We start from the raw sequence: 24,004 nt of genomic DNA on the forward strand, positions 1-24,004 counted from the left end.
TCTAGTCCTTAGGCTGAGGCCCGCTGTCGATAATCCACGGGCGCCTGCACAGCCGGGGCGGCGTGTTGCTCGACAAACTCTGCGCTCAACTCGATCACTCGGCGGTATTGCAGGTCGACGGTGATCATGTGGTAGCAGTTATCCAGCAGGATCTTGGTCACCGGGCCGCCCAGGTGGCGCTCGACATAATCGGCGTTCCAGCGGCTGGTGATGTCGTCCTCGATGGAGTGCAGCACCAGCGCCGGCACCTTGACCTCGGGCATGCGCTTTTTGACCACCGCGTTCATGCGGTGCAACTCGCGCACCGTGATGCCTTCCATGGTCAGTAAACCGGCCTCACTGCTTTCGCCTTCCTTCATCTGACGCTCGACGATCGCCCGCAGGCGCTCGTTCTTGATGCCGTAAGGCGGCTTCTCTTCGAAGCGACAGATGTGCACGCCGAACGGGATCTTCATCAGCAACGGCGTCAAAAACGCCAGCTTGTTAATGCTCCAGCCGTCGTACTTCAAGGTGGTCGAATACATCAGCAGCCCGGCCACTTGCCCAGGGTGCTCGGCGGCCACGTACATCGACATCACCGCGCCCATGGACAAGCCACCGACAAACACCTGCTCATGGCGCTGCTTGACCTGCGCAAAGGTCTTGCGCACGCCTTCGTACCAGTCCAGCCAGCCGGTGGCCTGCAGGTCGCTGTTATCGCCGCAGTGCCCAGCGAGTGTGGGCACATACACCGTGCAGTTACCCGCCTTGGCCAGGCCTTTGGCGACCTGGCGCAATTCCGTCGGGGTGCCGGTCAGGCCGTGGATCAACAGGATCCCGACCGGACCTTCACCGAGAACGAAGCCGGCATCACCCTCGCCGAGGTCGATCCCAACGCTGTTCACCGTTTAGTCGCTCGCACCAGCAATTGCTCGAGCAGCTTCAGGCCCAGGTCGATTTCCGGGTAGCTGATTTCCAGGGACGGTGCCAGGGTGATCACGTTTTTGTAGTAGCCGCCCACGTCGAGGATCAGGCCGAGTTTCTCGCCATCGACGATCATGTCGCCCTTCATGCCTTCTTCGACCATGTAGTCCAAGGTCGCCTTATCCGGCGTGAAGCCATCCGGGCCGCAGATTTCGCAGCGCAGGGCCAGGCCCAGGCCATCGACGTCGCCGATGATCGGGAAACGTTTCTGCAGGTCTTGCAGGCCTTCCAGGAAGTATTTGCCCTTGGCCATGACCATTGCGCCGTAGTCGACTTCGCTGGTCATCTTGAACATTTCCAGGCCTACCGCCGTACCCAGTGGGTTGGAGGCGAAGGTGGAGTGGGTCGAACCTGGCGGGAAGACCTTCGGGTTGATCAGCTCTTCACGCGCCCAGATGCCGCCCAGCGGGTTGAGGCCGTTGGTCAGCGCCTTACCGAAGACGATCACGTCCGGCTGTACGTCGAAGTGTTCGATCGACCACAGTTTGCCGGTACGGTAGAAGCCCATCTGGATTTCGTCGGACACCATCAGGATGCCGTGCTGATCCAGCACTTGCTTCAATTCGCGGTAGAAGTTCATCGGCGGGATCACGTAGCCGCCGGTGCCCTGGATCGGCTCGACGTAGAACGCTGCGTATTCGCACTGGTTGGTTTTCGGGTCCCAGACGCCGTTGTATTCGGTCTCGAACAGCCGCGCGAATTGCTGCACGCAGTGGCTGCCGTATTCTTCTTTGGTCATGCCCTTAGGGCCGCGGAAGTGGTACGGGAACGGGATGAAGTTGGCGCGCTCGCCAAAATGGCCATAGCGGCGACGGTAGCGGAAGCTCGAGGTGATCGACGAAGCGCCGAGGGTACGACCGTGGTAGCCGCCTTCGAAGGCGAACATCAGGCTCTTGCCGTTGGAGGCGTTACGCACCACTTTCAGCGAGTCTTCGATCGACTGCGAACCGCCGACGTTGAAGTGCACGCGACCGTCGAGGCCGAATTTGTTCTTGGCATCGACCGCGATCATTTCCGACAGCTCGATCTTGCCTTTGTGCAGGTACTGGCTGGCGATTTGCGGCAGGGTGTCGATCTGCTGTTTCAGCGCGTTATTCAAGCGCGGGTTGGCGTAGCCGAAGTTAACGGCCGAGTACCACATTTGCAGGTCGAGGTAGGCCTGGTCTTCGGTGTCCCACACGTAGGAGCCTTCGCAACGGCTGAAAATACGCGGCGGCTCGATGTAGTGAACGGTGTCGCCGTAGGAGCAGTATTTGGCTTCTTTATCCAGAAGAATCTGGTCTTCGGCGGTAGCGATACGAATATCAGACATGGTGGAAGAGTTCCTGATTTTCAACAGAGAGGTCGGCGGCAAAGGTGCCGGAGTTAGCGGCGATGCCTTGTGGCAAAGCGGTCAGCAGTGCGGGCAATTCGGCAAAGGTGTCGAAGCGCGCATGGGGAATGTTGTTGGCTTCGCAGTACTTGGCGAGGCTGCCTTTGGCGAAGACGAAGTCGGCGGTTGAAGCCACGCACATGTCGGACTTGCCGTCGCCGATCACCAGCACGCGCTTGTTGCGCGGCGTGGATTTGCACTTGCAGTTGCCGGAGGCGGCGCGGCAGGCATCGCTGGAATACGGGAAGTCGATGCGCCAGCTGTTCTGGTCGACCTGGCGCAGGCGGTTGGCGAGGATCGGCAGCAAAGTCACGTAGTTGCGCGACAGAATGCGCGCGATGCCTTGCTCGATGCCGTCGCTGACCACTTCGATGGTCGCGCCCAGGCCCATGACGTGATCGACAAAGTCCGGGAAGTCCGGGTCGATTTCAACGCTGTCGAAATACGCCAGCAGTTCAGCCGGGGTGGCCTTGATCAGCGCCAGTTGACGGCTCAGGCATTCGCGGGAACCGATATGCCCATCCAGCCATTCCTGTTCGATGGTTTCCCACTCAGGGCCGGCGAAGCGCTGGAGGACGTTGTCGATGACGTCGGTGGGGGTGATGGTCCCGTCGAAGTCGCACACGATATGCCACTGGATCATTGCGTTTACCTGGAAGAGGAGCGCTCTGTGCGCTTGTGCCAGGGGTATTGCAGAGACTGTGCCAACTGGCCAAAGCCCAGCGGGGCTGGGGTTTTGGTCGATAAACAGGGTGATTTGTGTCGCAGGAGCTACAATTTTTGTAGCTTGCTACAAACAAGATGAGTGCTTGCCTCAGGGAGGCTCTTCGCGCGTGAATGCGCGCAGGTTCAGATAAGGAAACGCTCCATGTTCAAGGTTACTTCTGCTGTATTCGCCGGTTTGCTGGGGCTGTGGAGCTTTTCCAGCTCGGTATTGGCCGAAGGTATTACCGGCGAAGTCGGCGCGGGCGTCAGCTATGAGCCCCATGACCCGACAGGCAGCCGCTACGAAACCCGGCCGATTCCTTATTTCGATCTGGATTGGGGCAATGTGAGCCTGGGCACCGACGACGGCCTGACCTGGAGCGCACTCAATACCAACGGTTTCACCGCCGGCCCGTATATCAATTACCTGCCGGGCCGCACGGCCAACGGTTCACTGCGTGGGTTGCGGGATGTGCCGGACATGGCCGAAGTCGGGGGGTTCGTCCAGTACTCACCGGCCGAGTTCTGGCGCGTATACGCCCAGGTTGGCCAAGCCGTCGGCGGCTCGCGTGACCAAAGTGGCGTGCTCGGCAAACTGGGCGGCGAGTTGGGCTACCCGCTGGGCGGCGGTATTATCGGCAGCACTGGCTTGATGGCGCATTTTGCTGATGCGCGCCAGACCCAGGCGTTTTTTGGCGTTGATGATAAAGAGTCCGTTGCGTCTGGCATCCGCACCTATAACGCCAGCGCAGGCTTTCAGAACCTGACGCTGACCGAGAGCTTCGAATTCCCACTGGACAGCCACTGGTCACTGTTGACCAGCGCCAGTTGGACTCGCCTGGTGGGGTCGGCGGCGAACAGCACCATCGTCAAAGAGACCGGCAAGGTAAACCAGGGCCAGGTCCAGACGGCGATCAGCTACAAGTTCGACTGACGCATCCTGTGACGCTCTGCGTCATAACTTCAAGGGCAGGACGCGGAGCGTCCGGGGCGGCGTTCCCACGCAGAGCAAGGGAACGATCATCAGGCCTTGGCTTCCTGGATGATCTGACGAATAGCCCCGACAAAGGCTTCAGCCGGCTGCCCACCGCTGACCGCGTACTGGTCGTTGAACACGATGGTGGGTACTGAAGTCACACCGCGTGTAATCCACAACTCTTCCTGCTCACGGACTTCAGCAGCGTACTCGTCAGACGCCAGAATTTCAGCCGCGCGCTTGATATCCAACCCAACACTTTCGGCGATGATCGCCAGCGTCGCGTGGTCGGACGGGTCTTGCCCATCACTGAAATACGCCTTGAACAGCGCTTCCTTGAGGTTGTACTGCAACCCTTCAAGCCCCGCCCAATGCAGCAGCCGGTGCGCATCGAAGGTGTTGTAGATACGGCTGTGCCCGTCCGTGCGAAAGGCAAAGCCCAGCGCCGCGCCCATGTCGCGGATACGCTCACGGTTGGCCTGGGATTGCTCGGCGGTGGAGCCGTACTTTTCGGTGATGTGCTCGACGATGTTCTGCCCTTCGGCCGGCATCTTCGGGTTCAGCTCAAACGGCTGGAAATGAATCTCGGCCTGCACCTCGCTACCCAGTTGGTCGAGGGCTTCGGTCAGGCCGCGCAGGCCGATGATGCACCAGGGGCAAGACACGTCGCTGACGAAATCGATTTTCAGGGGAGTACTCATGGTAGGCAACCTCGCTGGCATTAATGTGCGCCATAAAGGTTGCACCATACACCAACTTCACAGCACCTTCGAAGGCTCGCCCAGATCAATCTGCGCCCAATGCGCGGCATCTTCGCGATGGGCTTTCAGATACGGCAACACAGCCGTCAGCAGCGGTGCCTTGAAGGCTTCCTGGAAGCGGTGGGCCATGCCCGGTATGAGCTTCAGCTGGCTGCCCTGGATATGCGCGGCCAGGTGTACGCCGTGCATCACCGGCAACAACGGGTCGGCGGTGCCGTGCACCACCAGGGTCGGCACGCGCAATTGGTTAAGCAAAGGCACGCGGCTCGGCTCAGCCAAAATCGCCATGATCTGACGCTTCACGCCGTCCGGGTTGAAGGCGCGGTCGTAGGACAGCGCGGCCTGGTGCAGCAGCGCCTGGCGATCATCTTTCACGTTGGGGCTGCCCAGGGCTGCGAGTAAATCGGCTTGTTGCTCCAGCGCCACTTCACGGTTCGGCGCGCTGCGCCGCGACAGCAACTGCACCAACGCCGCATTGGGCGCCGGCAGGCCTTCGGCGCCGGAACTGGTCATCACCAGCGTCAGGCTTTCGACCCGCTGTGGCGCCATGGCTGCCAGGTGCTGGGCGATCATGCCGCCCATACTCGCGCCCAGCACGTGGAATTGCTGAATCTGCAGCGCGTCCATCAAGCCCAATGCATCGTCGGCCATGTCGGTCAGCGTGTACGGCGCCGCCACCGGTAAACCGAGCTTGTAGCGCAGCACTTCGAACGTCAGGTTGGCGCTGGCGGGAGCCTGGCGCCAGGTGGACAAACCAACGTCACGGTTGTCGTAGCGGATCACTCGAAAACCCTGTTCACACAAGGCCACCACCACTTCATCCGGCCAGTGGATCAACTGCCCGCCCAGGCCCATGACCAACAGCAACGCCGGGTCCGACGCTCGGCCGATGCTCTGATAGGCGATGCTGACTTTTTCCAGGTCGACCGTTTGGGTCGGGACATTGACATCACATCGAGAAGCCGCAAAAGACGGCAGGCCGAACACTAGAGCGGCCAATAAAAACAACACGCGCATGAAAAACACCGAAACGCAGAACCCCAGTAGAGCGCGAGTCTGATGAAGTTTGTACAAGCGCGCTGCCACAGTTGCGTGACAGTTTGATGAAGTGCGCCCAACGGTCATGGTCGACATGACTGGCAACATGAGACAAACTCACGATATATCTAATCATCACAAATTATCTTCATGGAGCGCCCGTGCTCGAAATCCGCCACCTCAAGACCCTGCACGCATTGCGCGAAGCCGACAGCCTGGTCGAAGCCGCCGAACGCCTGCACCTGACGCAATCGGCGCTGTCCCACCAGTTCAAAGAACTGGAAGAGCGCCTGGGCATGCCGCTGTTCGTGCGCAAAACCAAACCGTTGCGCTTCACCAGCGCCGGCTTGCGCCTGCTGCAACTGGCCGATGCCACCCTGCCCTTGTTGCGCGGCGCCGAGCGTGACATTGCGCGTTTGGCCGGTGGCACCGCCGGGCGCTTGCACATGGCGATCGAATGCCACAGCTGCTTCCAGTGGCTGATGCCGACCATCGACCAGTTCCGCGATGCCTGGCCGGAAGTCGAACTGGACCTGGCCTCAGGCTTTGCCTTCGCGCCGCTGCCGGCCCTGGCGCGTGGCGACCTGGACCTGGTGGTGACCTCCGACCCGCTGGAACTGCCGGGCATCACCTATGTACCCTTGTTTACCTACGAAGCCATGTTGGCCGTGGCCAACCAGCATGCGCTGGCGAACAAGTCGTACATCGTGCCGCAAGACTTGCTCAGCGAAACCCTGATCACCTACCCGGTTGAGCGCGACCGCCTGGACATCTTCACGCGCTTCCTGGAACCGGCCGACGTGGAGCCGGCCCAGGTGCGCACCTCGGAGCTGACGGTGATGATGATGCAATTGGTCGCCAGCGGCCGTGGCGTGTGCGGCATGCCCCATTGGGCGCTGCATGAATACAGCGCGCGTGGGTATGTGAAGGCCAAGCGTTTGGGCGAAAAAGGCTTGTTCGCGACGTTGTATGCGGGGATCCGTGCGGACATGCTGGATGCGCCGTATATGCGCGACTTCTTGCTGACCGCCAAGGACACCTCGTTTTCAACTTTGGATGGGGTCAGCGCCGTGCGTTAATCACGCACAAAGGTGAACACAATGAGGACTCTAATGTGGGAGCTGGCTTGTCGAATCGTCGCACCGCTGCGATGCAGACACCTCGGTGTGTCAGGTACACAGAGTTGATGCTATCGCAGCGGTGCGACGATTCGACAAGCCAGCTCCCACACAGAACTATGGTTCCCCTATGGAATTTCAGTCGCCTTTGAGTTCACGCCACATGTGGACCTTGTCGAAGTACTCGATCCCCACCCGCACCGCCAACGGCTCCAGGCCGTATTGAATAAAACCGCAGCGCTGGTACAGCGCGAAGGCTGCGTCGTTGCCGGCGGTGACGGTCAGTTGGATCAGTTTGACGCCGGGCTGGCGTCGCGCGGCATCGAGCGCCGCCTCCAGCAACTCACGGCCCAGGCCCTTGCGCTGATAAGCCTCGGTCACGAACATGCCGAACAGCGTGACTTTGTGCCGGGCCTTTTCCCGGGGTTCGAAGGCCAGGCCGACAATCCCGGCCAAGGTGTCAGCCGCGAACGCGCCGAGTACCCGGTCCAACGGATTGTCCAGGCGCTTTTCCCACCAACTCATTGGCATCCGCGCGCGCTCGGCGACGCTGGAGGTAAACGCTTGGGGATAGGCGCCGTAGGCCTCAAGCATCAGCGCTCGATATGCCTCGGCGTCGTGGGCACCCAGTGGGCGAATCAGCATGCGGTGAGCGACTTTCGGTAAAACGGCAGGATCAAATCCCGCGTTAAAGGCGCCAGGTGCAAGCCGCCGTCACCGGCCGGGTCGATCCAGCGCACTTCTTCAATCTCGGCAGCGGGCGTCACCGGCACATCAATGTGCACCTGGAACAACTCGGCGTGCACCGTAAAACCCGGTTCGTTGGCGGCAGGCGCCGAGAAGTGGCCCAAGTACACGGCATCACTCGGTTTGATACACAGGTTCAGTTCTTCGTACAGCTCACGGGCCAGCGCCTCGGCGGGTTGCTCACCGGCGTCGATCTTGCCGCCGGGCTGCATGAACGCCTGGGTGCCACGTTTGCGTACCAGCAGGGTTTGACCGTCGCTGCCGATCAGCAGGGCGGCGGCAATTCGAATAGTGGAAATGCTCATGAAAGAATCGGTGTCTCTTCAGGTTGTTTGATAAATACGCTGTATTTCGCGCCTTCCATCGCCTCGAACGCAATCAGCTTGTCCACCAGCGGCAGATTCAACACCTTGCCGGCGTTAAGCAACAGCATGCCGTTATCGGCATTGAGGTTGCGGGCCAGCACCATGCCGGCTTCCAGCTCTCGGGTGGAGAGGACCTTGACGCTGGGGTCGCCCAAGGTCACATCGCTGAGGAAGGCCGCGCAGGCCTGCACGAAGTCTTCCACCAGCTCCGGATCGTAAAGACGACCGGCGTACTTGCGGATATACAGCAACGCTTCGTCGCTGTTCAGATGCCGTTCAAGGATCAAGCCTTTTTGCAGTTCGATGAAGTCCACTGCCAGTTTAAGCAGGCGCGAGCCGGGCGGGATCGCATCGCCCTTGAGGTGATCGGGAAACCCTGTACCGTCCCAACGCTCCTGGTGGTGGCGAATGATCCGCGCCGCATCCTTCATCGGTTCCAGGGTCATCAGCAGCGATTCGCTCTGGGTCGGGTACTCGCGATACAGACCACGGTCGGTGCTGTGCAGCTTGTCCGACGGCGCAACCATCATGCTGTCGCTCCAGCTCAGCTTGCCAATGTTGTACAGCGCAGCGGCCATGGTCAGGTCGCGGGTGCTGGCTTCGTCGATGGACTGGGCCGCGCAGTAGACCCGGATCAGTTCGATCAAGGCGCGGTTGGTCTGTTTGTCCTTGGGCAAGCGCAGGTTGGCCAACAGCGAAAACACTTCGGTACCGGTCACGTAGCTGCGCTTGAGCTCGTCGTAGGCCAGATCGAGCATGTCGGCGGTCTGTTGCAGCTCGCTGGTACGGGCTGCCACGCGCTTTTCCAGGTTGGCGTTCAACACCTTGAGCTGATCGTTCTGCTCATGGGCCAGGCGCTCCAGGCGCTGATGCTCCAGGGCCTGGCGCAACACCAGCGGCAGTTCTTCGTCATTCCAGGGTTTGCTGATGTAACGGTGAATCTGCCCTTCGTTGATCGCCTTGATGATCGTCGCAAGGTCAGCATAGCCGGTCAACAGGATGCGGCTGGTGGCCGGGTACAGCCGGTGGACTTCAGCCAGCAACTGCGCGCCGTCCATGCCGGGCATGCGCGCGTCGCTCATCACCAGGTCGATGGGCTGGGCCGCCATGATCTCCAGGGCCTGGGCGCCGCTGCCGGCGAGTACGACATTGAAGGGTTGGCCGCGCAACAGGCGGCGCAGGCTGTTGAGGATCGATTCTTCATCATCAACCAGCAGAATCGTGGGTGGGGTCGCAAGTTGTTCATCCATGGTTACTGCGCCTTAAAAATAAACGTAATAGAGCTAAATTGAACCCTGGTATCCCGCCGCGTTTCTGCGCTTGATGCACGCAGCCACGCGGCTGATTTGACGCCAACTTGCCGTCGATATCAAGGGAACTCAACTATGCTGTCTTAACCGGTACGTACTCCTCCCGGATGTCAAACCAAGGAAGGAAGCGTTATGCCATCGAACCTCTTGCCAATGCAGAGTGCGCCATGAACCCGGATTCAGGGCGGGCCAACCGACGCATTCTGATCGTGGATGACACCGCCTCTATCCACGAAGATTTCCGCAAGATTCTGTGCGCCAATCCCAACGATGCCCCCTCACTGGACAGCCTGGAAGAAGCCCTGTTCGGCACCGCGGCGCCGGTGCGCCAGGCGTTTTTGCTGGATTCGGCCTATCAGGGCCAGGAGGCCCTTGCCCTGGTGAACAAAGCCCTGGCGGACGGTGCGCCCTACGCCATGGTGTTTATCGACATGCGCATGCCGCCCGGCTGGGATGGCCTGCACACCATCGAACAGTTGTGGAACGTCGACCCCAACCTGCAGATTGCCCTGTGCACCGCCTACTCCGATTACTCCTTTGAGGCCATCGAAGCGCGATTGAAGTACAACGACCAGCTACTGATCCTGAAAAAACCTTTTGACCACCTGGAAATCCGCCAGATGGCCAGCGCCCTGACCTGGAAATGGCAGCTCGCCCAAGACGTCGCCCTCAAGGTACTGGGCCTGGAGCGCACCATTGAAGAACGCGTGCAGGAACTGCTCAAAGTGTCGCACCTGTTGCAATACGACGCGCTCACGCAGTTGCCCAACAGCACGTTACTGGGTGACCGCCTGACCCAGGCCATCGCCTTGGGCCGACGGCATGACACACAACTGGCGGTGATATTTATAGGGCTCGACCGCTTCAAGCGCATCAACAATGCCTTGGGGTATCCGGCGGGCGACGAGGTGCTCCAGCAGGTCAGCCAGAGCCTGGTGGCGACGGTGCGAGACTCGGATTCAGTGTTTCGCTACGGGGCCGACGAGTTTGTGATTCTGCTCAACGATATCCAGCACCCGCAACAAACCCAGCATATTGCGCAAAAGTTGCTCACGGCCGTGCGCACAACCCGCCACGTCGCCGGGCACGACCTGAGCGTCACCGCCAGCCTGGGCATCAGTATTTACCCCAATGACAGCAGCACGGCGGTGGAACTGATCAAACATGCCGAAACCGCCATGCGCACCAGCAAGGAGCGCGGCCCGGGTGACTTCAGCTTTTATACCGAGACCATGAACCTGCGCGCGCAGCATCAGCAAGGCCTGGAAAGCGCGATCCGCCAGGCCCTGGAGCGTGACGAGTTCGTGCTGCACTACCAACCGAAACTGGAATTGAAAACCGGCAAAATCGTCGGTGCCGAAGCCTTGATACGTTGGTTTGAGCCGCGCTCCGGATGGGTCAGTCCGTCTGAGTTCATTCCGGTGGCCGAAGACAGTGGGCTGATAGTGCCCTTGACCCAGTGGGTACTGCGCCGGGCCTGCGAGCAAGGGCAAGCCTGGCGCGCCATGGGCTTGAGCCCGTTGTGCATCTCGGTGAACGTCTCGGCCATCGACTTTCGCCAGCGGGACTTTACCGACAACCTGGCCGAGATACTCACACAGACCGGCCTGCCGCCTGCCCAATTGGAGTTGGAAATCACCGAAAGCGTGTTGATGCAGAATGTCGACGACACCGTCGCCACCTTGAACACCATCAAGGCCATGGGCGTGCGTCTGGCCCTGGATGACTTCGGCACCGGTTATTCCAGCCTCAGCTACCTGCGGCGCTTTTCCATCGACGTGCTGAAAATCGACCAATCTTTCGTACGCGGCATGAGCGTAAATAGCCAGGACGCGCAACTGATCAGCGCTATCATCGGCATGGGCAAAAGTCTGAACATGAGCATCATTGCCGAAGGCGTGGAGACGATCGAACAACTGAACTTCCTGCAAGCTCAGCGGTGCGAAGAAGGCCAGGGTTTTCTATTCAGCAAAGCCGTGCCCCCAAAGGATTTTGCGCAGTTGATGCAAGCCGGTCACCCTGCCCTGATGCCCGATCAATAGCCGATTGCAAGGAGTGCTCGCTTGAGCGAAGTATCAACCCAAGGGCTCATTTTCACCTTATGGTTAGGCGCGAGTCTGCCACTGGCAGCCGCACCGCTGGACGAGGCACTCAAACCCTTGCCGGGCGTGCCGACGCTGGACCCGGCCAAAGTCGAACTGGGCCGGCAACTGTTCAATGAGCCACGCCTGTCAGCCAACAACACCCTGTCCTGCGCCAGTTGCCATCGCCTGGAGTCCGGCGGCGCCGACGACAAGCCGTTTTCGATCGGTTTTGACGGCAAACCGGTAGAGGTCAACACCCCATCGGTGTTCAACGCCAGCCTGAACTTCAAACAGTTCTGGAATGGTCGCGTCGACACGCTGGAGGCGCAGGTCGAACACGTGGTCACCAGCACGGCAGAAATGGGCAGCGACTGGAAAACCGTGGTGCAGAACCTCGCCGCCGTGCCCGCCTACCAGAGCGCATTCCAGCAAACCTATCCCGATGGGGTCACCGCAGCCAATGTGCAAAACGCCCTGGCCACCTATGAGCGCACACTGCTCACGCCCGACTCACGGTTTGACCAATACTTGAAGGGCAATACGGAGATCCTGACCCTCAAGGAAAAGTACGGCTACCAGCGTTTCAAAGATTACGGCTGTATCGCCTGCCACCAGGGTGTGAACATCGGCGGCAACATGTTTCAAAAATTCGGCGTGATGGCTGACTACTTCAAGGACCGCGGCAACCCGGTCGAGTCAGACCTGGGGCGTTACCTGTTGACCAAGGATGAAGAGGACCGCTATGTGTTCAAGGTGCCCAGCCTGCGTAATGTGGCGGTCACCGCGCCCTACTTTCACGACGCTTCGGCCAAGAGCCTGGAAGAGGCTGTGGACGTGATGTTCAAGTATCAGCTGGGGCGCACTCCGACCCAGGAAGACAAGGACCTGATCATCCTGTTTCTCAAGACCCTGACTGGCCAATGGGCGGGCAAGCCGTTATGAGCCGACTGCCGAGCCTTTCCCGCCGTCGTATCAGTCAGCTGTTGCTGGGGTTGATGACCCTGCTGCTGGCCTCGACCCTGGTCTTTTTGTACCTCATGTCCTCCCGCGACCAAACAGCCAGCTACACCCAGTCACGGGACCTGATCCGCCAGCTCCAGCAACTCAACGCACAATGGGACAGCGAAGTGCTCAAGGCCCGGATTGCGATTACCCACAACTACGATCCGCTGGTGACACCACTCACCGAAATGACGCGTATATGGGCCGAACTTAACAGCCGCAGCACCTACCACAACAGCGTCGACCTGCCCCGTTGGCGCACCATCCAGCTAGCGTATGAAACCGCCATCCAGGAAAAGGCGCGGCTGGTAGACCGGTTCAAATCCCACAATGCGGTGCTGCGCAACTCGCTGGCGTTTCTGCCGACCGCTGAAGACGATATCCAGGCCCAGTTCAATCGTGTTGACGATGGAGGGCGGCTGCAACTGCAAAGCGTGGCCACCGACACCTACGACCTGCTGCTCAGCAGCCTGGAGTTCGCCCAGGTCACCAGCGACGACCGCGCCGCCGATATTCTGGTGGGCCTGGGCAAACTGGAAATTAACAAGGAACGCCTGCCCATTGAGTTCCAGGCCCCGGTCGAGATCCTCAGCAACCACATTTCGCTGATCCTGCGCGAGCAACCGGTGGTCAACAGCCTCCTCGAACGAATTGCCGCAGTGCCCGTGGCCGAGCGCCTGGATGACTTGACCACCCACCTCAACCAGGACCAGCAGGCGGCCGACCTCATTGATCATCAATACCACCGCTACCTGTTGATTTTCTCAACCTTGCTGGTGGTGTTGCTGCTGTACCTGGCGGTACGCCTGTTGCGCAGTTTCGCCGAGATCAACCGGATCAATCGTGCCTTGCAGGCCGCCAACGAAACCCTGGAACAAAGGGTGGAGCGGCGCACGCAACAGCTCAAGGACGCCCAGAGCGAGCTGATGGACAGCGCCCGCCAGGCGGGCATGGCGGAAATCGCCACGAACGTGCTGCACAACGTCGGCAACGTGCTCAACAGTGTGAACATTTCCGCCGACCTGGTGGGGCGTAAATTGCGCAACAGCAAGGCCCAGGGCCTGGGCAAAGCCATGCAATTGATCAACGCGCATCAGGGCGACCTGGGCACCTTCCTCAGCGAGGATGAAAAGGGCAAGTTGCTGCCGGGCTACCTGAACCAATTGGTCGAAGCGATTGCAGTCGAACAGCAAGACATGAGCGAGGAACTGACGCAACTGAGCAAAAGCGTTGACCACATCAAGGACATCGTCTCGACCCAGCAATCCTATGCCGGCGCCTCCACACTGCTCGAACCCGTCAACATCAGCGCGTTGATGGAAGACGCCCTGCGCATGAACGCCGGCGCGTTGAGCCGTCATCACGTCACGGTGGTCAAGGAGTACGCGCAAGTACCGGAGATTCTGGGCGACAAACACCGGCTGTTGCTGATCATGGTCAACCTGATCAGCAACGCCAAGTACGCCATGTCCAACCTCAGTGACCGGCCACGGCAAATGACCCTGACCGTGCAACCGGCGGCTGAAGAGACGCTGAAAATCAGTGTAAGGGACGATGGCGAGGGCATACCCGCCGAGAACATGACCCGGATATTCACCCACGGCTTCACCACGCGCAAAGAAGGCCACGGCTTCGGCCTGCACAGCTGCGCCCTGGCCGCCGTGGAAATGCACGGCCAACTCAGCGCCCACAGCGATGGGCCAGGCCTTGGCGCAGTGTTTACCTTGACGATTCCTCTTACCCTTGCCGGAACTGCCCCATGAACCAGACTCCCAACCGGCGCATTCTGTTGATTGATGACACACCGTCAATTCATGAAGACTTTCGCAAGATTCTGATGCCGAGCGTGGCCGCCAACCCTGCACTGGACGACCTGGAGTCAGCGCTGTTCGGCGCCGCCGCCACGCCTCAGGCTCAGGTATTCGACCTGCATTCGGCGTACGGTGGCGAAGAAGGCCTGGGCTTGCTGACCACGGCCATGGCAGAACAACGGCCCTATGCGCTGGCTTTTGTGGACATGCGCATGCCCCAGGGCTGGGACGGCGCGAAGACCATCGAGGCATTGTGGAAGGTCGACCCCGACCTGCAAGTGGTGGTGTGCACCGCGTACTCGGATTACTCCTGGGAGGACCTGCTCTTTCGCCTGCACGCCCATGACCGCTTGCTGATCCTGAAAAAACCCTTCGACAACATTGAGGTCCAGCAAATGGCCAACACCTTGGCCAACAAGTGGGACATGGCCCGTCGCGCCGCCTTGCAAACCTCCCACCTGGAACAGCTGGTGGAACAACGTACCCAGGCGCTGCAACTGGAAATCGACGAGCGCAAGCACTTGGAAAGCCAGCTGGTGCAGTCGGAAAAGCTCGCGTCGCTGGGTCAGCTTGCCGCCGGTGTCGCCCATGAGATCAACAACCCGGTAGGCTTCATTTCGTCCAACCTCAGCACCCTCGATGGCTACTTCAACCAGCTGCAACAGATGCTTGAAGCTTATCGACACACTGAAGAAATAATCGCATCGCAACCACAGCGCGACCAGCTAAAGGCTTTGCGCACGACGTTGGAGCTGGACTTTCTCAAGGAGGACATCCCGATCCTGATCCGCGAATCCAAGGATGGCATTGGCCGCGTGGTGCAAATCGTCAAAGACCTGAAAAATTTTTCGCGGGTGGACAACGACCAGACCTGGCAATTCACCAACCTGCAACAAGGCATTGATTCGACGCTGAACATCGTCGCCAGCGAACTGAAGTACAGGGCTGATGTGGTCAAGCACTACATGCCGCTGCCGGACATAGAGTGCCTGGCGTCGCAGCTCAATCAAGTGGTGATGAATCTGGTAATCAATGCCGCACAAGCCATGGGCCCGGAACGCGGCACCATTACCATCAGCAACGGCGTGGAAGGTGAGAACATCTGGCTGGAAGTGGCGGACGACGGCTGTGGCATTGCGCCGGAAACCGTGCAGAAGATTTTCGACCCCTTCTTCACCACCAAACCCGTCGGCGAAGGCACTGGCCTGGGGTTGTCACTCTCCTACGGCATCGTCAAGAAACACCGGGGCTCAATCTCGGTCAGCAGTGAGTTGGGCAAGGGCACAACCTTTCGGGTGGTGCTGCCGATTCGGCAAACGGCGGCGTAGGGCACGCCGCCGAGTCGGGGTTATGCATCCGCCTTTTTTGGGCTGGACCCAAACGAAGCGAAACGCTTGTTGAACCCGGCGATCCGGCCTTCGACCTGGGTCTTGCGCTGCTGGCCGGTGTAGATCGGGTGCGAGGCGCTGGACACATCGAGCGGGATATACGGGTAAGTGTTGCCGTCACTGTGTGTATGGGTGCGGTCGCTGTCGGCGGTGGAGCCGATCAGGAAGAACACGTCGGCGGCGGTGTCGTGGAACAGCACAGTGCGGTAGTCGGGATGGATACCAGCTTTCATAAGGCCTCCGGGGCGTCTGGGTGCAATTCAAGTGTTATACAGTAACACAAATCATGCGCCCAAACGAGAACCGATTTCAATAAGAATAGGCCGACTGCTTCTATGCCGCTTCCTGGAAGTCCATTTCCGGGGGTTGTTTCGAGAAACCGCGCGTTAGAAAGCCCAGGTACACTAGGCCAATCGCCAACCACACCGCGCCCAGGTAAATCGCCAGGTGATCGAGGCTGACCATCAGCCACACGTCAGCGAGCAAGCCGATGGTCGGGAATACCAGGAACAGGATCAGCTCACGCACACCGCGCTGTTTGGCGCCGATCCAGTAGTGAAAGATCACCGACAGGTTCACCAGGCTGAACGCCAGGAACGCACCGAAGTTGATGAACGAAGTTGAGGTGGTCACGTCGAGCTTCAACGCCAGCAAGGCCACCACCGCACACAACAGGATGCTGTTGACCGGCGTGCCGAAGCGCGCATGCAAGGTGCCGAAGAACGACTTGGGCAACACACCGTCACGGCCCATGGCAAACAACAGCCGCGAACCGCTGGCCTGGGCCGACAGCCCCGAGGCGAACTGGCCGACGATCAGGCCGATCAGGAAGATCGACACAAACAGGTCGCCGCCCACGTTGCGGGCAATCTCGTAGGCCGCCGAATCCACATCGGCGAATTCGAACGACGGGTGGGCGATCTGCACGAAGTACGACACGCCGACGAAGATCAGGCCGCCGATCAAGGTGATCAGCATGATTGCCCGTGGGATGGTACGGCGCGGGTCGCGGGTTTCTTCGGTGAGGGTACTGACCGCATCAAAGCCCAGGAACGAATAGCAGGCGATGGCCGCGCCGCTCATGATCAGCGGCATGTGCATCTGGCCGTTGAAGAACGGGGCGATGGTCCATAGCGGCTTGCTCGCGTCACCGCCGATGTAGTGGATGCACAGCGCGACAAACGCGATCAGCACCAGAAATTGCACCAGCATCAGCAGCGCGTTGATGCCGTTGGCGAGCTTCAACCCGATGATATTGATCAGCGTTGTGATGCCGATAAACGCCAGCACCCACACCCATTGCGGCACCGCCGGGAAAGCCGAATGCAGGTACGCAGCGCCGATCAGCCAGATGGCCATGGGCAGGAACAGGTAGTCGAGCAACACCGCCCAACCGGCGATAAAGCCCAGCTTAGGGCTGATGGCCTTGCGCACATAGCTGTAGGCGGAACCGGCCACCGGGAATGCCGAGGCCATGCGCCCGTAGCTCATGGCGGTAAAGAACATCGCCACCAGGGCCGCCAGGTACGCGGCCGGGACCATACCGCCGGTGGATTGCGCGAGGATGCCGAAGGTGCCGAGCACAATGATCGGCGTCATATAGGCGATGCCAAACAGCACCACCGACCCTAACGACAGGGTGCGTTGCAAACGAGCCATGAGCGATTCTCCGCTGATTTATTAGATTTATGGCAGAACTGAAGTCAGTGAAGCGCAAACTATTTTTATGATTGATGTCGCTTTTGTGGCGAGGGAGCTTGCTCCCGCTGGGCTGCGCAGCGGCCCCAAAATCTTAGGGCCGCTACGCGCCCCAGCGGGAGCAAGCTCCCTCGCCACTAGGGGCCAGTCTTAAACGTGGGGGATCAGCAATTCGCGCGTCCCATCGCTGCGCTCAATCACCTCGCCGGGCAATTTCAAGCGCTGGTCATCCAGGTAGCGGTAGTCCTTGCGAGCCGCCACCAATTGGTCAAGATCCAGCTCGACGGTGAATTGCCCTTCCTCACGCCCCGCTTCAAACAGCAAGGTGCCGATCGGGTCCACCAGGGCGCTGCCACCGGCGAACAACAGGTCGTCGTCGCCCTCTTCGACCCGGTTGACCATCAGCGCAAACGCCTGGTTTTCCTGGGCGCGGGCCATGATCGCGGTGCGGTGCGTGGGGCCGTAAGGGTCCATGTTGCCGTTGGTGACGATCAGCAGTTCGGCACCCAGTTGCGCCAGGGCGCGGGCGGTTTCCGGGAACTCGATGTCGTAGCAAATCAGCAGGCCGACGCGCACGCCGTTCCACAGGCATGTGGCGTAACGATCACCAGCGGTGAACACGCCGCGATCCGAAGCCCACAGATGCGTCTTGCGATAACGCAGGGCGATGCCCTCGGGGGTGATCAGCAAGGTGGTGTTATAGAACTGGCCACCGTCGTGTTCGGCCATGCCGATGACCACGGCGATATTGCGCGCACGGGCCGCCTGGATAACCGCTTGTACGGTGGGGCCGTCTACCGGCTCGGCGATAGTGGCGACGGTCTCGGCCGACGGGAAGCCCATCAGGTGGGTTTCCGGGAAGACGATCAGTTGCGTGTCGGCGGCGCACGCAGCTATGGCCGCCAAGGCGCGCTCAAGGTTGTAAGCTGTACCGTTATCGCGGCCTGCCAATTGGGCAAATTCGACCTTCATGGGTATTCCTTGTTCTTTATCCGTGTCGCAGTATGCGCAGCCAACACCGGCCAGGGAATTACGCGGCCGAGGTAACCCGATAGGGGTAGATTGATGAGCATGACGCTGCAAGACATCGCCTGGCACCGTTCGGTGGGGCAAATGATAGACGCCCTGGACCAGCCCAATTTCTGGACCCAGCTTGTGCGGCTGTTGGACCAATACGTGCCGTCCGACAGTTGGGTGGCCTTGCTGTTCAGCAGTCAGCACCGCCCGCTGGTGTTCGCCGAATCCCCGGGCGCCGATGGCACGCCGGACCCTCTGTTCCAGGACTACCTCAACGGCCTGTACCTGCTCGACCCGTTCTACATCGCCAGCCGCGAACACGCGCGCACCGGCCTGTTGCGCCTGGCGGACGTGGCGCCGGAGCATTTCGAGCTGACCGAGTACTACCAGCGCTACTTTCGCCTGAACGTGGTGGCCGATGAAATCCAGTTCAATTGCCACCTGCCGGACGGGCGCACCCTGTGCCTGTCGCTGGGTTCGAAACAGCGTTTTGACCCACAGCAAATTGCCCTGCTGTCACTGATCCAGCCGTGGGTGGTGAGCTTGCTGCGCCAGCGCCTGCCCCATGAACTGAACCAGGTGAGCGCGCCGCAACCGCCGATTCAAAATGATGACTGGGGCGCACAACTCACCGCCCGTGAGCTGGATGTAGGCCGTTTGATGCTCAGCGGTTGCTCCAGCAAGGAGATCGCCCGTAAGCTGGAAATCTCTGTTGAAACCGTGAAAGTCCATAAGAAACACATGTACAGCAAGCTAGGGATCAAATCCCAGTCGGAGCTGTTCTCGATCTTTCTTCAGGCACAAAACGCCTGACCGATGAGTCCGAACCCAAGGAAACCCGTATGAGCCTGTCGTTGCTAAGCCGTTACGCCTTCTTTGCCGTGTGCGTCATTTTCACCCTCGCCAGCCTTCCGTTTATCGAACATGAGTGGCTGTGGCCTATCACCGTGGTCACCGGCATCCTCAGCCTGATCGGCGTTTTCGACCTGCTGCAAAGCCCCCACGCGGTGCGCCGCAACTATCCGATCCTGGGTAATATCCGTTACCTGGTGGAAGCCATTCGCCCGGAGATCCGCCAGTACCTGCTCGAATCCGACAGCGACGCCCTGCCCTTCTCCCGGGCTCAGCGCTCGCTGGTTTACTCGCGCGCCAAAAACGAAACCGCCGACAAGCCGTTCGGTACCCTGATCGACGTGTACCAGTCGGGCTTCGAGTTTATCGGCCACTCCATGCGTCCGGCGCCGCTCAGCGACCCCAGCGCCTTTCGCGTGATGGTCGGCGGCCCGCAGTGCACGCAACCTTACTCGGCCTCGGTCTTCAACATCTCGGCGATGAGCTTCGGCTCGCTGAGCGCCAATGCGATTCGCGCGTTGAACCAAGGCGCCAAGCTCGGCAACTTTGCCCATGACACCGGCGAAGGCAGCATCAGCCCCTACCACCGCGAAAACGGCGGCGACCTGACTTGGGAACTGGGCAGCGGTTACTTTGGCTGCCGCACCAGCGACGGCCGTTTCGACCCGGAACGTTTTGCCGTGCAGGCGCAGAACCCGCAAGTGCGCATGATCGAAATCAAGATGAGCCAGGGTGCCAAACCCGGCCATGGCGGGATTCTGCCCAAGCACAAAGTCACCCAGGAAATTGCTGAGACGCGCGGCATCATGATGGGCGAAGACTGCATCTCGCCATCGCGCCACAGCGCGTTTTCCACACCGATCGAGATGATGCAGTTCATCGCGCAATTGCGTGAACTGTCCGGCGGCAAACCGGTGGGTTTCAAGTTCTGCCTCGGCCACCCGTGGGAGTTCATGGGCATCGCCAAGGCCATGCTCGAAACCGGCATCCTCCCGGACTTTATCGTGGTCGACGGCAAGGAAGGCGGCACCGGCGCCGCGCCGGTGGAGTTCACCGACCATATCGGCGTGCCGCTGCGTGAAGGCCTGCTGTTTGTGCATAACACCCTGGTGGGCCTGAACCTGCGCGACAAGATCAAGCTGGGCGCCAGCGGCAAAATCGTCAGCGCCTTCGATATCGCCAGCGTGCTGGCCATCGGCGCCGACTGGGCCAACTCGGCGCGCGGCTTTATGTTCGCCATCGGCTGCATCCAGTCGCAAAGCTGCCACACCAACAAATGCCCGACGGGCGTCGCCACCCAAGACCCGCTGCGCCAGCGTGCTCTGGTGGTGCCCGACAAAGCCCAGCGCGTGTTCAACTTCCACCGCAACACGCTGCACGCCTTGGCGGAAATGCTCGCTGCGGCCGGCCTGGATCATCCGTCGCAACTGTCGGCCAAGCATTTGGTGCGGCGCATGTCGGCGACCGAAATCAAACTGTTCTCGCAGCTGCATGTGTTCCTCAAGCCTGGCGAGTTGCTCACCGGCGAGGTGAACGGCGAGTTCTATTCGCGCATGTGGCAAATGGCACGGGCGGACAGTTTTGAGCCGCAGGAAGTGGCTGCCGCATAAATATCCGAACACTCTTGACCGCTGAACCGGACCACCGACGGCATCGTTGAAACAAGGAGCTTCACATGCCGTTACTCGACTTCAGCGCCATTGCGGCGCAACTGCCCGACAGCTGGAAATCCACGCGACTGGGCCAGGTCGGCCCTGCGCGGATCAAGGTGTTGCGTATGGATGAGCAGGCTTATGAGGAGGAAATCCATGATTACAACGAAGGGTTATTGGTGATCGACGGTCAGTTACGCTTGAACCTCGGCGGCCGGGAAGTTCGGGTAAATGCCGGCCAGATGTACCTTGTGGAAGCCGGCACTGCCCATGCCGTACTTGGCGGGAGCCATGGCACGTTGGTGGTGGTGGATGTGTAAAATGACTAAAGTCACCTGGGATTCATTAAGACATAACCTTCATCCATCACGACATAAAGTTTATAATTTTGCGTTTCCAGTAAAGACTTATATACACCCAACTTGAGATCTCTCTCAATGATTACATCTGCTTCACCATCGACATTCCTCACACCCACCCGCGGCAGCATCTCGGGCAGAATGACATATGTAAAATCCACAACTCCTTTGAGGACGGGCATAGCCCTATAAAGGCCTTCACTCGCAGGTGACGCCCCGCCCATCCAGCTATTTATAATATGTATACTTTTCACCCTGGCCAACTCACTGTGTTGAATGTCATAGGCGAGACTGGTCAAAACAGCCGCTTCATACGTTTTTTGATAAGCTAAAATTCGCCCATATGCATATGAAACCGACAAACTATAATAAAGGGGCAACACCAATACAAAACTACACCACCACCTAAAACCCACCAACACCTTGTGACTTAAAAAAAACACCAACACCATTGCACCAGACAAACCCAACAGCGTCCTATAGTCCTTATTATACACTTCAAAAACCAAGGCAATTCCTGAAAACGAAAAATACACAACGGGTAGTATTAGACAATAAACCCCAATCAGCACCCCCTTACTCAGCCGTGTGCCTTTGCAGTACAAAATCTCTTTGCCTACCCACAAATAACCCAACAATGCGACTGCAAAAAGTCCCCCCATCAGCACTTTGAACATCAACGGATAGGGTGTACTCACCTGGTGTGCAACTTGCACTGAACGTAAGAATATCTCGACGATCGACTCCTTGCTTACCGACAGCATGCCCTGTCTATCTGAATGCATAAAAGGATAAACGCTTATAAGATAGATAAGGCTACCGACCGCCACCGTTCCCAACCGTATACCCATCATCGAAAAAATCTCAGCCGCGGACTTACGGTCACTCACGCATTTCACGAATTCAAAACAACAAAAAACGATAAAAAAATTGAGTGATATTTGATAAAGCGCACACGCGATTGCCACACACATTCCGGATATAATAATTGCCCTCCACTTTCTCACGCCGTTTGACGTCACGGCATAAATAATCGCTACCAGACTGAGTGCAACAGCAGAGCCATCATACTGATAAGAGAGATTTTGCAGAAAAAACGGATTATATAAGATCGGTAAAACCACCAGACAACTGCTCAACGTCGGCTTATCAAAACCCCAAAACACAAGACGTCTCAAAGCGAACGCCATCACCAATAAAGAAATGATCAACTGCAAAGGAAACAAATTAGGGACCCAGCCACTAAAACTTAAAACATGATAATATACCTGAATCAACGGTCGTCCTTCACCTATCCAATTCGCATCAGCCTCATTTGAGCGAAGCGTATCATCATAGAAGCTGAAATCAGCTTTTACCAAAGGGTACGCATATAAAAAAACGCAAGCCAAAAACACACTTATTACTTGACGCGGCGTTAACTCACGCCAAAAAAATGAATTATTCATGTGCTTTTTCCTTTGTTCGCACCGCACTAACAGCCCCGACCACCTTATCTTTAACGACATACCTAGGCCGATGCTTGGCCTCCATATAAATCCGCCCCACGTACTCCCCCAATATCCCAATCCCAATCAGTTGCACCCCGCCCAAAAACAAAATCGCTGTCATCAACGACGGATACCCCGGCACGTCATTGCCAAACAACACTTTGTCGACGATCAAAAACCCCGCATACACCAACGCCACCAGCGAAATACACCCGCCGATATAACTCCACAGCCGCAGCGGCAAGGTGCTGAATGAGGTGATGCCGTCCAGCGCCAGATTCCAGAGTTTCCAGGCGTTGAACTTGCTCTGGCCCGTGGCGCGTGGGGCGCGGTCGTATTCGACGATGGCCACGGTAAAGCCGGCCCAGGACAACACGCCTTTCATGAACAGCTGCTGCTCGGGCAGGGCCTTGATCACGTCGACTACCTTGCGATCCATCAGCCGGAAGTCGCCAACGTTTTCCTCGATGTGGGTGTAGGCGATGCGGTTGAGCAGGTGGTAGAACAGCGAAGCACTGTGGCGCTTGAGGTAACCGTCACTGGCGCGGTTACGGCGTTTGGCCAATACCACATCGGCGCCGTTTTGCCATTCGGCGAGCAGTTGCGGGATAACCTCGACCGGGTCTTGCAAGTCCACGTCCATGGGGATCACTGCATCACCCGTGGCGTACTCCAACCCGGCGAACAAGGCGGCTTCCTTGCCGAAGTTGCGCGAGAAGTTGATCAACATCACGTCGCTGTCAGCCATGGCGAGCGCGTGCACCCGTTCGGCGGTGCGGTCGGTGCTGCCGTCGTTGATAAACACAATCTCGACCGTATGGTTGCGCAATAAAGGCTCCTGCCGCGCCGCGCGGTAAAACCCGTCCACGGCCTGCTCCTCGTTGTACAGCGGCACCACCAGCGAGATTCTCATTGGTCACGCTCGCGAAACACCACCCAGCGCGACAGTAAAAACCCGCACACCAGGCTGACCAGCGAAAACACCAGCACGGTGACCATGCCCGGCATGCCCCAGCGATCGGCCAGCCCGCCCACCACCAGGCTCAAGCCGCCCATGCACAGCATGAACAGCCCATAACGCGGCAATGAGGGCGGCATGGAAAAGGTGTAAAGCGCATTCATATAAAAGGACAGCGACGCCGCCGCCGCGAAGGCAAGAAAATTGCTCGCCGCCTGGCTCATCTCAAACGCGGTCCTGAACACAAAAAACAGCTGCCAATGGATCACCGTATTGGCGATACCAATGACCGTGTAGCTGGAGAATCCCTTCCATGCTCGGCGCATAAAGTTGTCCTG

At 58.9% G+C, this 24,004-nt stretch carries 23 protein-coding genes; 9 read left to right on the forward strand and 14 right to left on the reverse strand.

The window, feature by feature from the left end; all coding sequences use genetic code 11:
- Positions 1 to 8: 8 nt before the first annotated feature.
- From HX790_RS05130 to HX790_RS05140, 3 genes are read right to left on the reverse strand one after another with little or no spacing between them, the layout of a single operon-like run.
- On the reverse strand, positions 9 to 884 hold the full coding sequence (locus HX790_RS05130) for a carboxylesterase (protein WP_017137022.1): 876 nt from the start codon (positions 882 to 884) through the stop codon (positions 9 to 11).
- Complete coding sequence (locus HX790_RS05135; protein ID WP_176991313.1) at positions 881 to 2,275, reverse strand: aspartate aminotransferase family protein; 1,395 nt, start codon at positions 2,273 to 2,275, stop codon at positions 881 to 883. The genes HX790_RS05130 and HX790_RS05135 overlap by 4 nt, the downstream gene beginning before the upstream one ends.
- A complete protein-coding gene (locus tag HX790_RS05140; RefSeq protein ID WP_017137020.1) occupies positions 2,268 to 2,978 on the reverse strand; it encodes an MtnX-like HAD-IB family phosphatase in 711 nt (236 codons plus the stop codon). Before HX790_RS05140 ends, HX790_RS05135 begins: the two co-directional genes overlap by 8 nt.
- A 225-nt stretch (positions 2,979 to 3,203) precedes the next feature.
- Here HX790_RS05140 and HX790_RS05145 point away from each other — a divergent pair, with 225 nt between their 5' ends.
- On the forward strand, positions 3,204 to 3,974 hold the full coding sequence (locus HX790_RS05145) for a MipA/OmpV family protein (RefSeq protein WP_026013708.1): 771 nt from the start codon (positions 3,204 to 3,206) through the stop codon (positions 3,972 to 3,974).
- Between the two features lie 89 nt (positions 3,975 to 4,063).
- Here the strand turns inward: HX790_RS05145 and HX790_RS05150 are convergent, their stop codons facing one another.
- Complete coding sequence (locus HX790_RS05150) at positions 4,064 to 4,717, reverse strand: DsbA family oxidoreductase (RefSeq protein WP_017137018.1); 654 nt, start codon at positions 4,715 to 4,717, stop codon at positions 4,064 to 4,066.
- 57 nt (positions 4,718 to 4,774) lie between these two features.
- The gene (locus HX790_RS05155) at positions 4,775 to 5,794 is read right to left on the reverse strand and encodes an alpha/beta fold hydrolase (RefSeq protein WP_099548510.1); all 1,020 of its coding nucleotides are present in this window, start codon (positions 5,792 to 5,794) and stop codon (positions 4,775 to 4,777) included.
- 182 nt (positions 5,795 to 5,976) lie between these two features.
- On the opposite strand from HX790_RS05155, the gene metR reads away from it, so the two are divergent.
- Positions 5,977 to 6,894, forward strand: a complete 918-nt coding sequence (gene metR / locus HX790_RS05160; RefSeq protein ID WP_017137016.1) for a transcriptional regulator MetR — start codon at positions 5,977 to 5,979, stop codon at positions 6,892 to 6,894.
- A gap of 177 nt (positions 6,895 to 7,071) precedes the next feature.
- Here metR and HX790_RS05165 read toward each other — a convergent pair whose 3' ends face one another.
- From HX790_RS05165 to HX790_RS05175, 3 genes are read right to left on the reverse strand one after another with little or no spacing between them, the layout of a single operon-like run.
- Positions 7,072 to 7,578, reverse strand: coding sequence for a GNAT family N-acetyltransferase (locus HX790_RS05165; RefSeq protein WP_099548509.1), 507 nt, complete (start codon positions 7,576 to 7,578; stop codon positions 7,072 to 7,074).
- On the reverse strand, positions 7,572 to 7,985 hold the full coding sequence (locus HX790_RS05170) for an NUDIX domain-containing protein (protein ID WP_017135907.1): 414 nt from the start codon (positions 7,983 to 7,985) through the stop codon (positions 7,572 to 7,574). The genes HX790_RS05165 and HX790_RS05170 overlap by 7 nt, the downstream gene beginning before the upstream one ends.
- Positions 7,982 to 9,295, reverse strand: coding sequence for an HD domain-containing phosphohydrolase (locus HX790_RS05175; RefSeq protein ID WP_017135906.1), 1,314 nt, complete (start codon positions 9,293 to 9,295; stop codon positions 7,982 to 7,984). Before HX790_RS05175 ends, HX790_RS05170 begins: the two co-directional genes overlap by 4 nt.
- Positions 9,296 to 9,522: 227 nt before the next feature.
- On the opposite strand from HX790_RS05175, the gene HX790_RS05180 reads away from it, so the two are divergent.
- The 4 genes from HX790_RS05180 to HX790_RS05195 are packed head-to-tail and all read left to right on the forward strand — an operon-like array spanning position 9,523 to position 15,580.
- On the forward strand, positions 9,523 to 11,397 hold the full coding sequence (locus HX790_RS05180; protein ID WP_176991314.1) for a bifunctional diguanylate cyclase/phosphodiesterase: 1,875 nt from the start codon (positions 9,523 to 9,525) through the stop codon (positions 11,395 to 11,397).
- A gap of 21 nt (positions 11,398 to 11,418) precedes the next feature.
- Positions 11,419 to 12,381: a cytochrome-c peroxidase gene (locus HX790_RS05185; protein ID WP_099548508.1), complete on the forward strand. Its 963-nt coding sequence runs from the start codon at positions 11,419 to 11,421 to the stop codon at positions 12,379 to 12,381.
- Positions 12,378 to 14,204: a DAHL domain-containing protein gene (locus tag HX790_RS05190; RefSeq protein ID WP_225933034.1), complete on the forward strand. Its 1,827-nt coding sequence runs from the start codon at positions 12,378 to 12,380 to the stop codon at positions 14,202 to 14,204. Before HX790_RS05185 ends, HX790_RS05190 begins: the two co-directional genes overlap by 4 nt.
- Positions 14,201 to 15,580, forward strand: a complete 1,380-nt coding sequence (locus HX790_RS05195) for an ATP-binding protein (protein ID WP_017135902.1) — start codon at positions 14,201 to 14,203, stop codon at positions 15,578 to 15,580. The genes HX790_RS05190 and HX790_RS05195 overlap by 4 nt, the downstream gene beginning before the upstream one ends.
- A gap of 20 nt (positions 15,581 to 15,600) precedes the next feature.
- Here HX790_RS05195 and HX790_RS05200 read toward each other — a convergent pair whose 3' ends face one another.
- The 3 genes from HX790_RS05200 to HX790_RS05210 all read right to left on the reverse strand — a co-directional run bounded on the left by HX790_RS05200 (position 15,601) and on the right by HX790_RS05210 (position 18,310).
- Positions 15,601 to 15,873, reverse strand: a complete 273-nt coding sequence (locus tag HX790_RS05200) for a type B 50S ribosomal protein L31 (protein ID WP_017135901.1) — start codon at positions 15,871 to 15,873, stop codon at positions 15,601 to 15,603.
- 100 nt (positions 15,874 to 15,973) lie between these two features.
- Entirely contained in the window at positions 15,974 to 17,299 is a 1,326-nt protein-coding gene (locus tag HX790_RS05205) for an APC family permease (RefSeq protein ID WP_176991315.1), read from the reverse strand.
- 189 nt (positions 17,300 to 17,488) lie between these two features.
- Entirely contained in the window at positions 17,489 to 18,310 is an 822-nt protein-coding gene (locus tag HX790_RS05210; protein ID WP_099548506.1) for a carbon-nitrogen hydrolase family protein, read from the reverse strand.
- A 93-nt stretch (positions 18,311 to 18,403) separates the two neighbouring features.
- On the opposite strand from HX790_RS05210, the gene HX790_RS05215 reads away from it, so the two are divergent.
- From HX790_RS05215 to HX790_RS05225, 3 genes are all read left to right on the forward strand, one after another.
- Positions 18,404 to 19,168: a LuxR C-terminal-related transcriptional regulator gene (locus HX790_RS05215; protein WP_017136332.1), complete on the forward strand. Its 765-nt coding sequence runs from the start codon at positions 18,404 to 18,406 to the stop codon at positions 19,166 to 19,168.
- Positions 19,169 to 19,197: 29 nt separating this feature from the next.
- Complete coding sequence (locus HX790_RS05220) at positions 19,198 to 20,817, forward strand: FMN-binding glutamate synthase family protein (RefSeq protein ID WP_169985314.1); 1,620 nt, start codon at positions 19,198 to 19,200, stop codon at positions 20,815 to 20,817.
- 65 nt (positions 20,818 to 20,882) lie between these two features.
- Positions 20,883 to 21,179, forward strand: coding sequence for a cupin domain-containing protein (locus tag HX790_RS05225; RefSeq protein ID WP_017136330.1), 297 nt, complete (start codon positions 20,883 to 20,885; stop codon positions 21,177 to 21,179).
- An 11-nt stretch (positions 21,180 to 21,190) separates the two neighbouring features.
- On the opposite strand, the gene HX790_RS05230 is transcribed toward HX790_RS05225, so the two are convergent.
- From HX790_RS05230 to HX790_RS05240, 3 genes are read right to left on the reverse strand one after another with little or no spacing between them, the layout of a single operon-like run.
- Positions 21,191 to 22,666: a glucosyltransferase domain-containing protein gene (locus tag HX790_RS05230; protein ID WP_176991316.1), complete on the reverse strand. Its 1,476-nt coding sequence runs from the start codon at positions 22,664 to 22,666 to the stop codon at positions 21,191 to 21,193.
- Positions 22,659 to 23,621, reverse strand: a complete 963-nt coding sequence (locus tag HX790_RS05235; RefSeq protein WP_017136329.1) for a glycosyltransferase family 2 protein — start codon at positions 23,619 to 23,621, stop codon at positions 22,659 to 22,661. Before HX790_RS05235 ends, HX790_RS05230 begins: the two co-directional genes overlap by 8 nt.
- Entirely contained in the window at positions 23,618 to 23,992 is a 375-nt protein-coding gene (locus HX790_RS05240) for a GtrA family protein (RefSeq protein WP_017136328.1), read from the reverse strand. Before HX790_RS05240 ends, HX790_RS05235 begins: the two co-directional genes overlap by 4 nt.
- Positions 23,993 to 24,004 lie beyond the last annotated feature (12 nt).

The sequence above is a fragment of the Pseudomonas sp. IPO3747 genome, from assembly GCF_013385245.1.
GTDB classification, from domain to species: Bacteria; Pseudomonadota; Gammaproteobacteria; order Pseudomonadales; family Pseudomonadaceae; genus Aquipseudomonas; species Aquipseudomonas edaphica.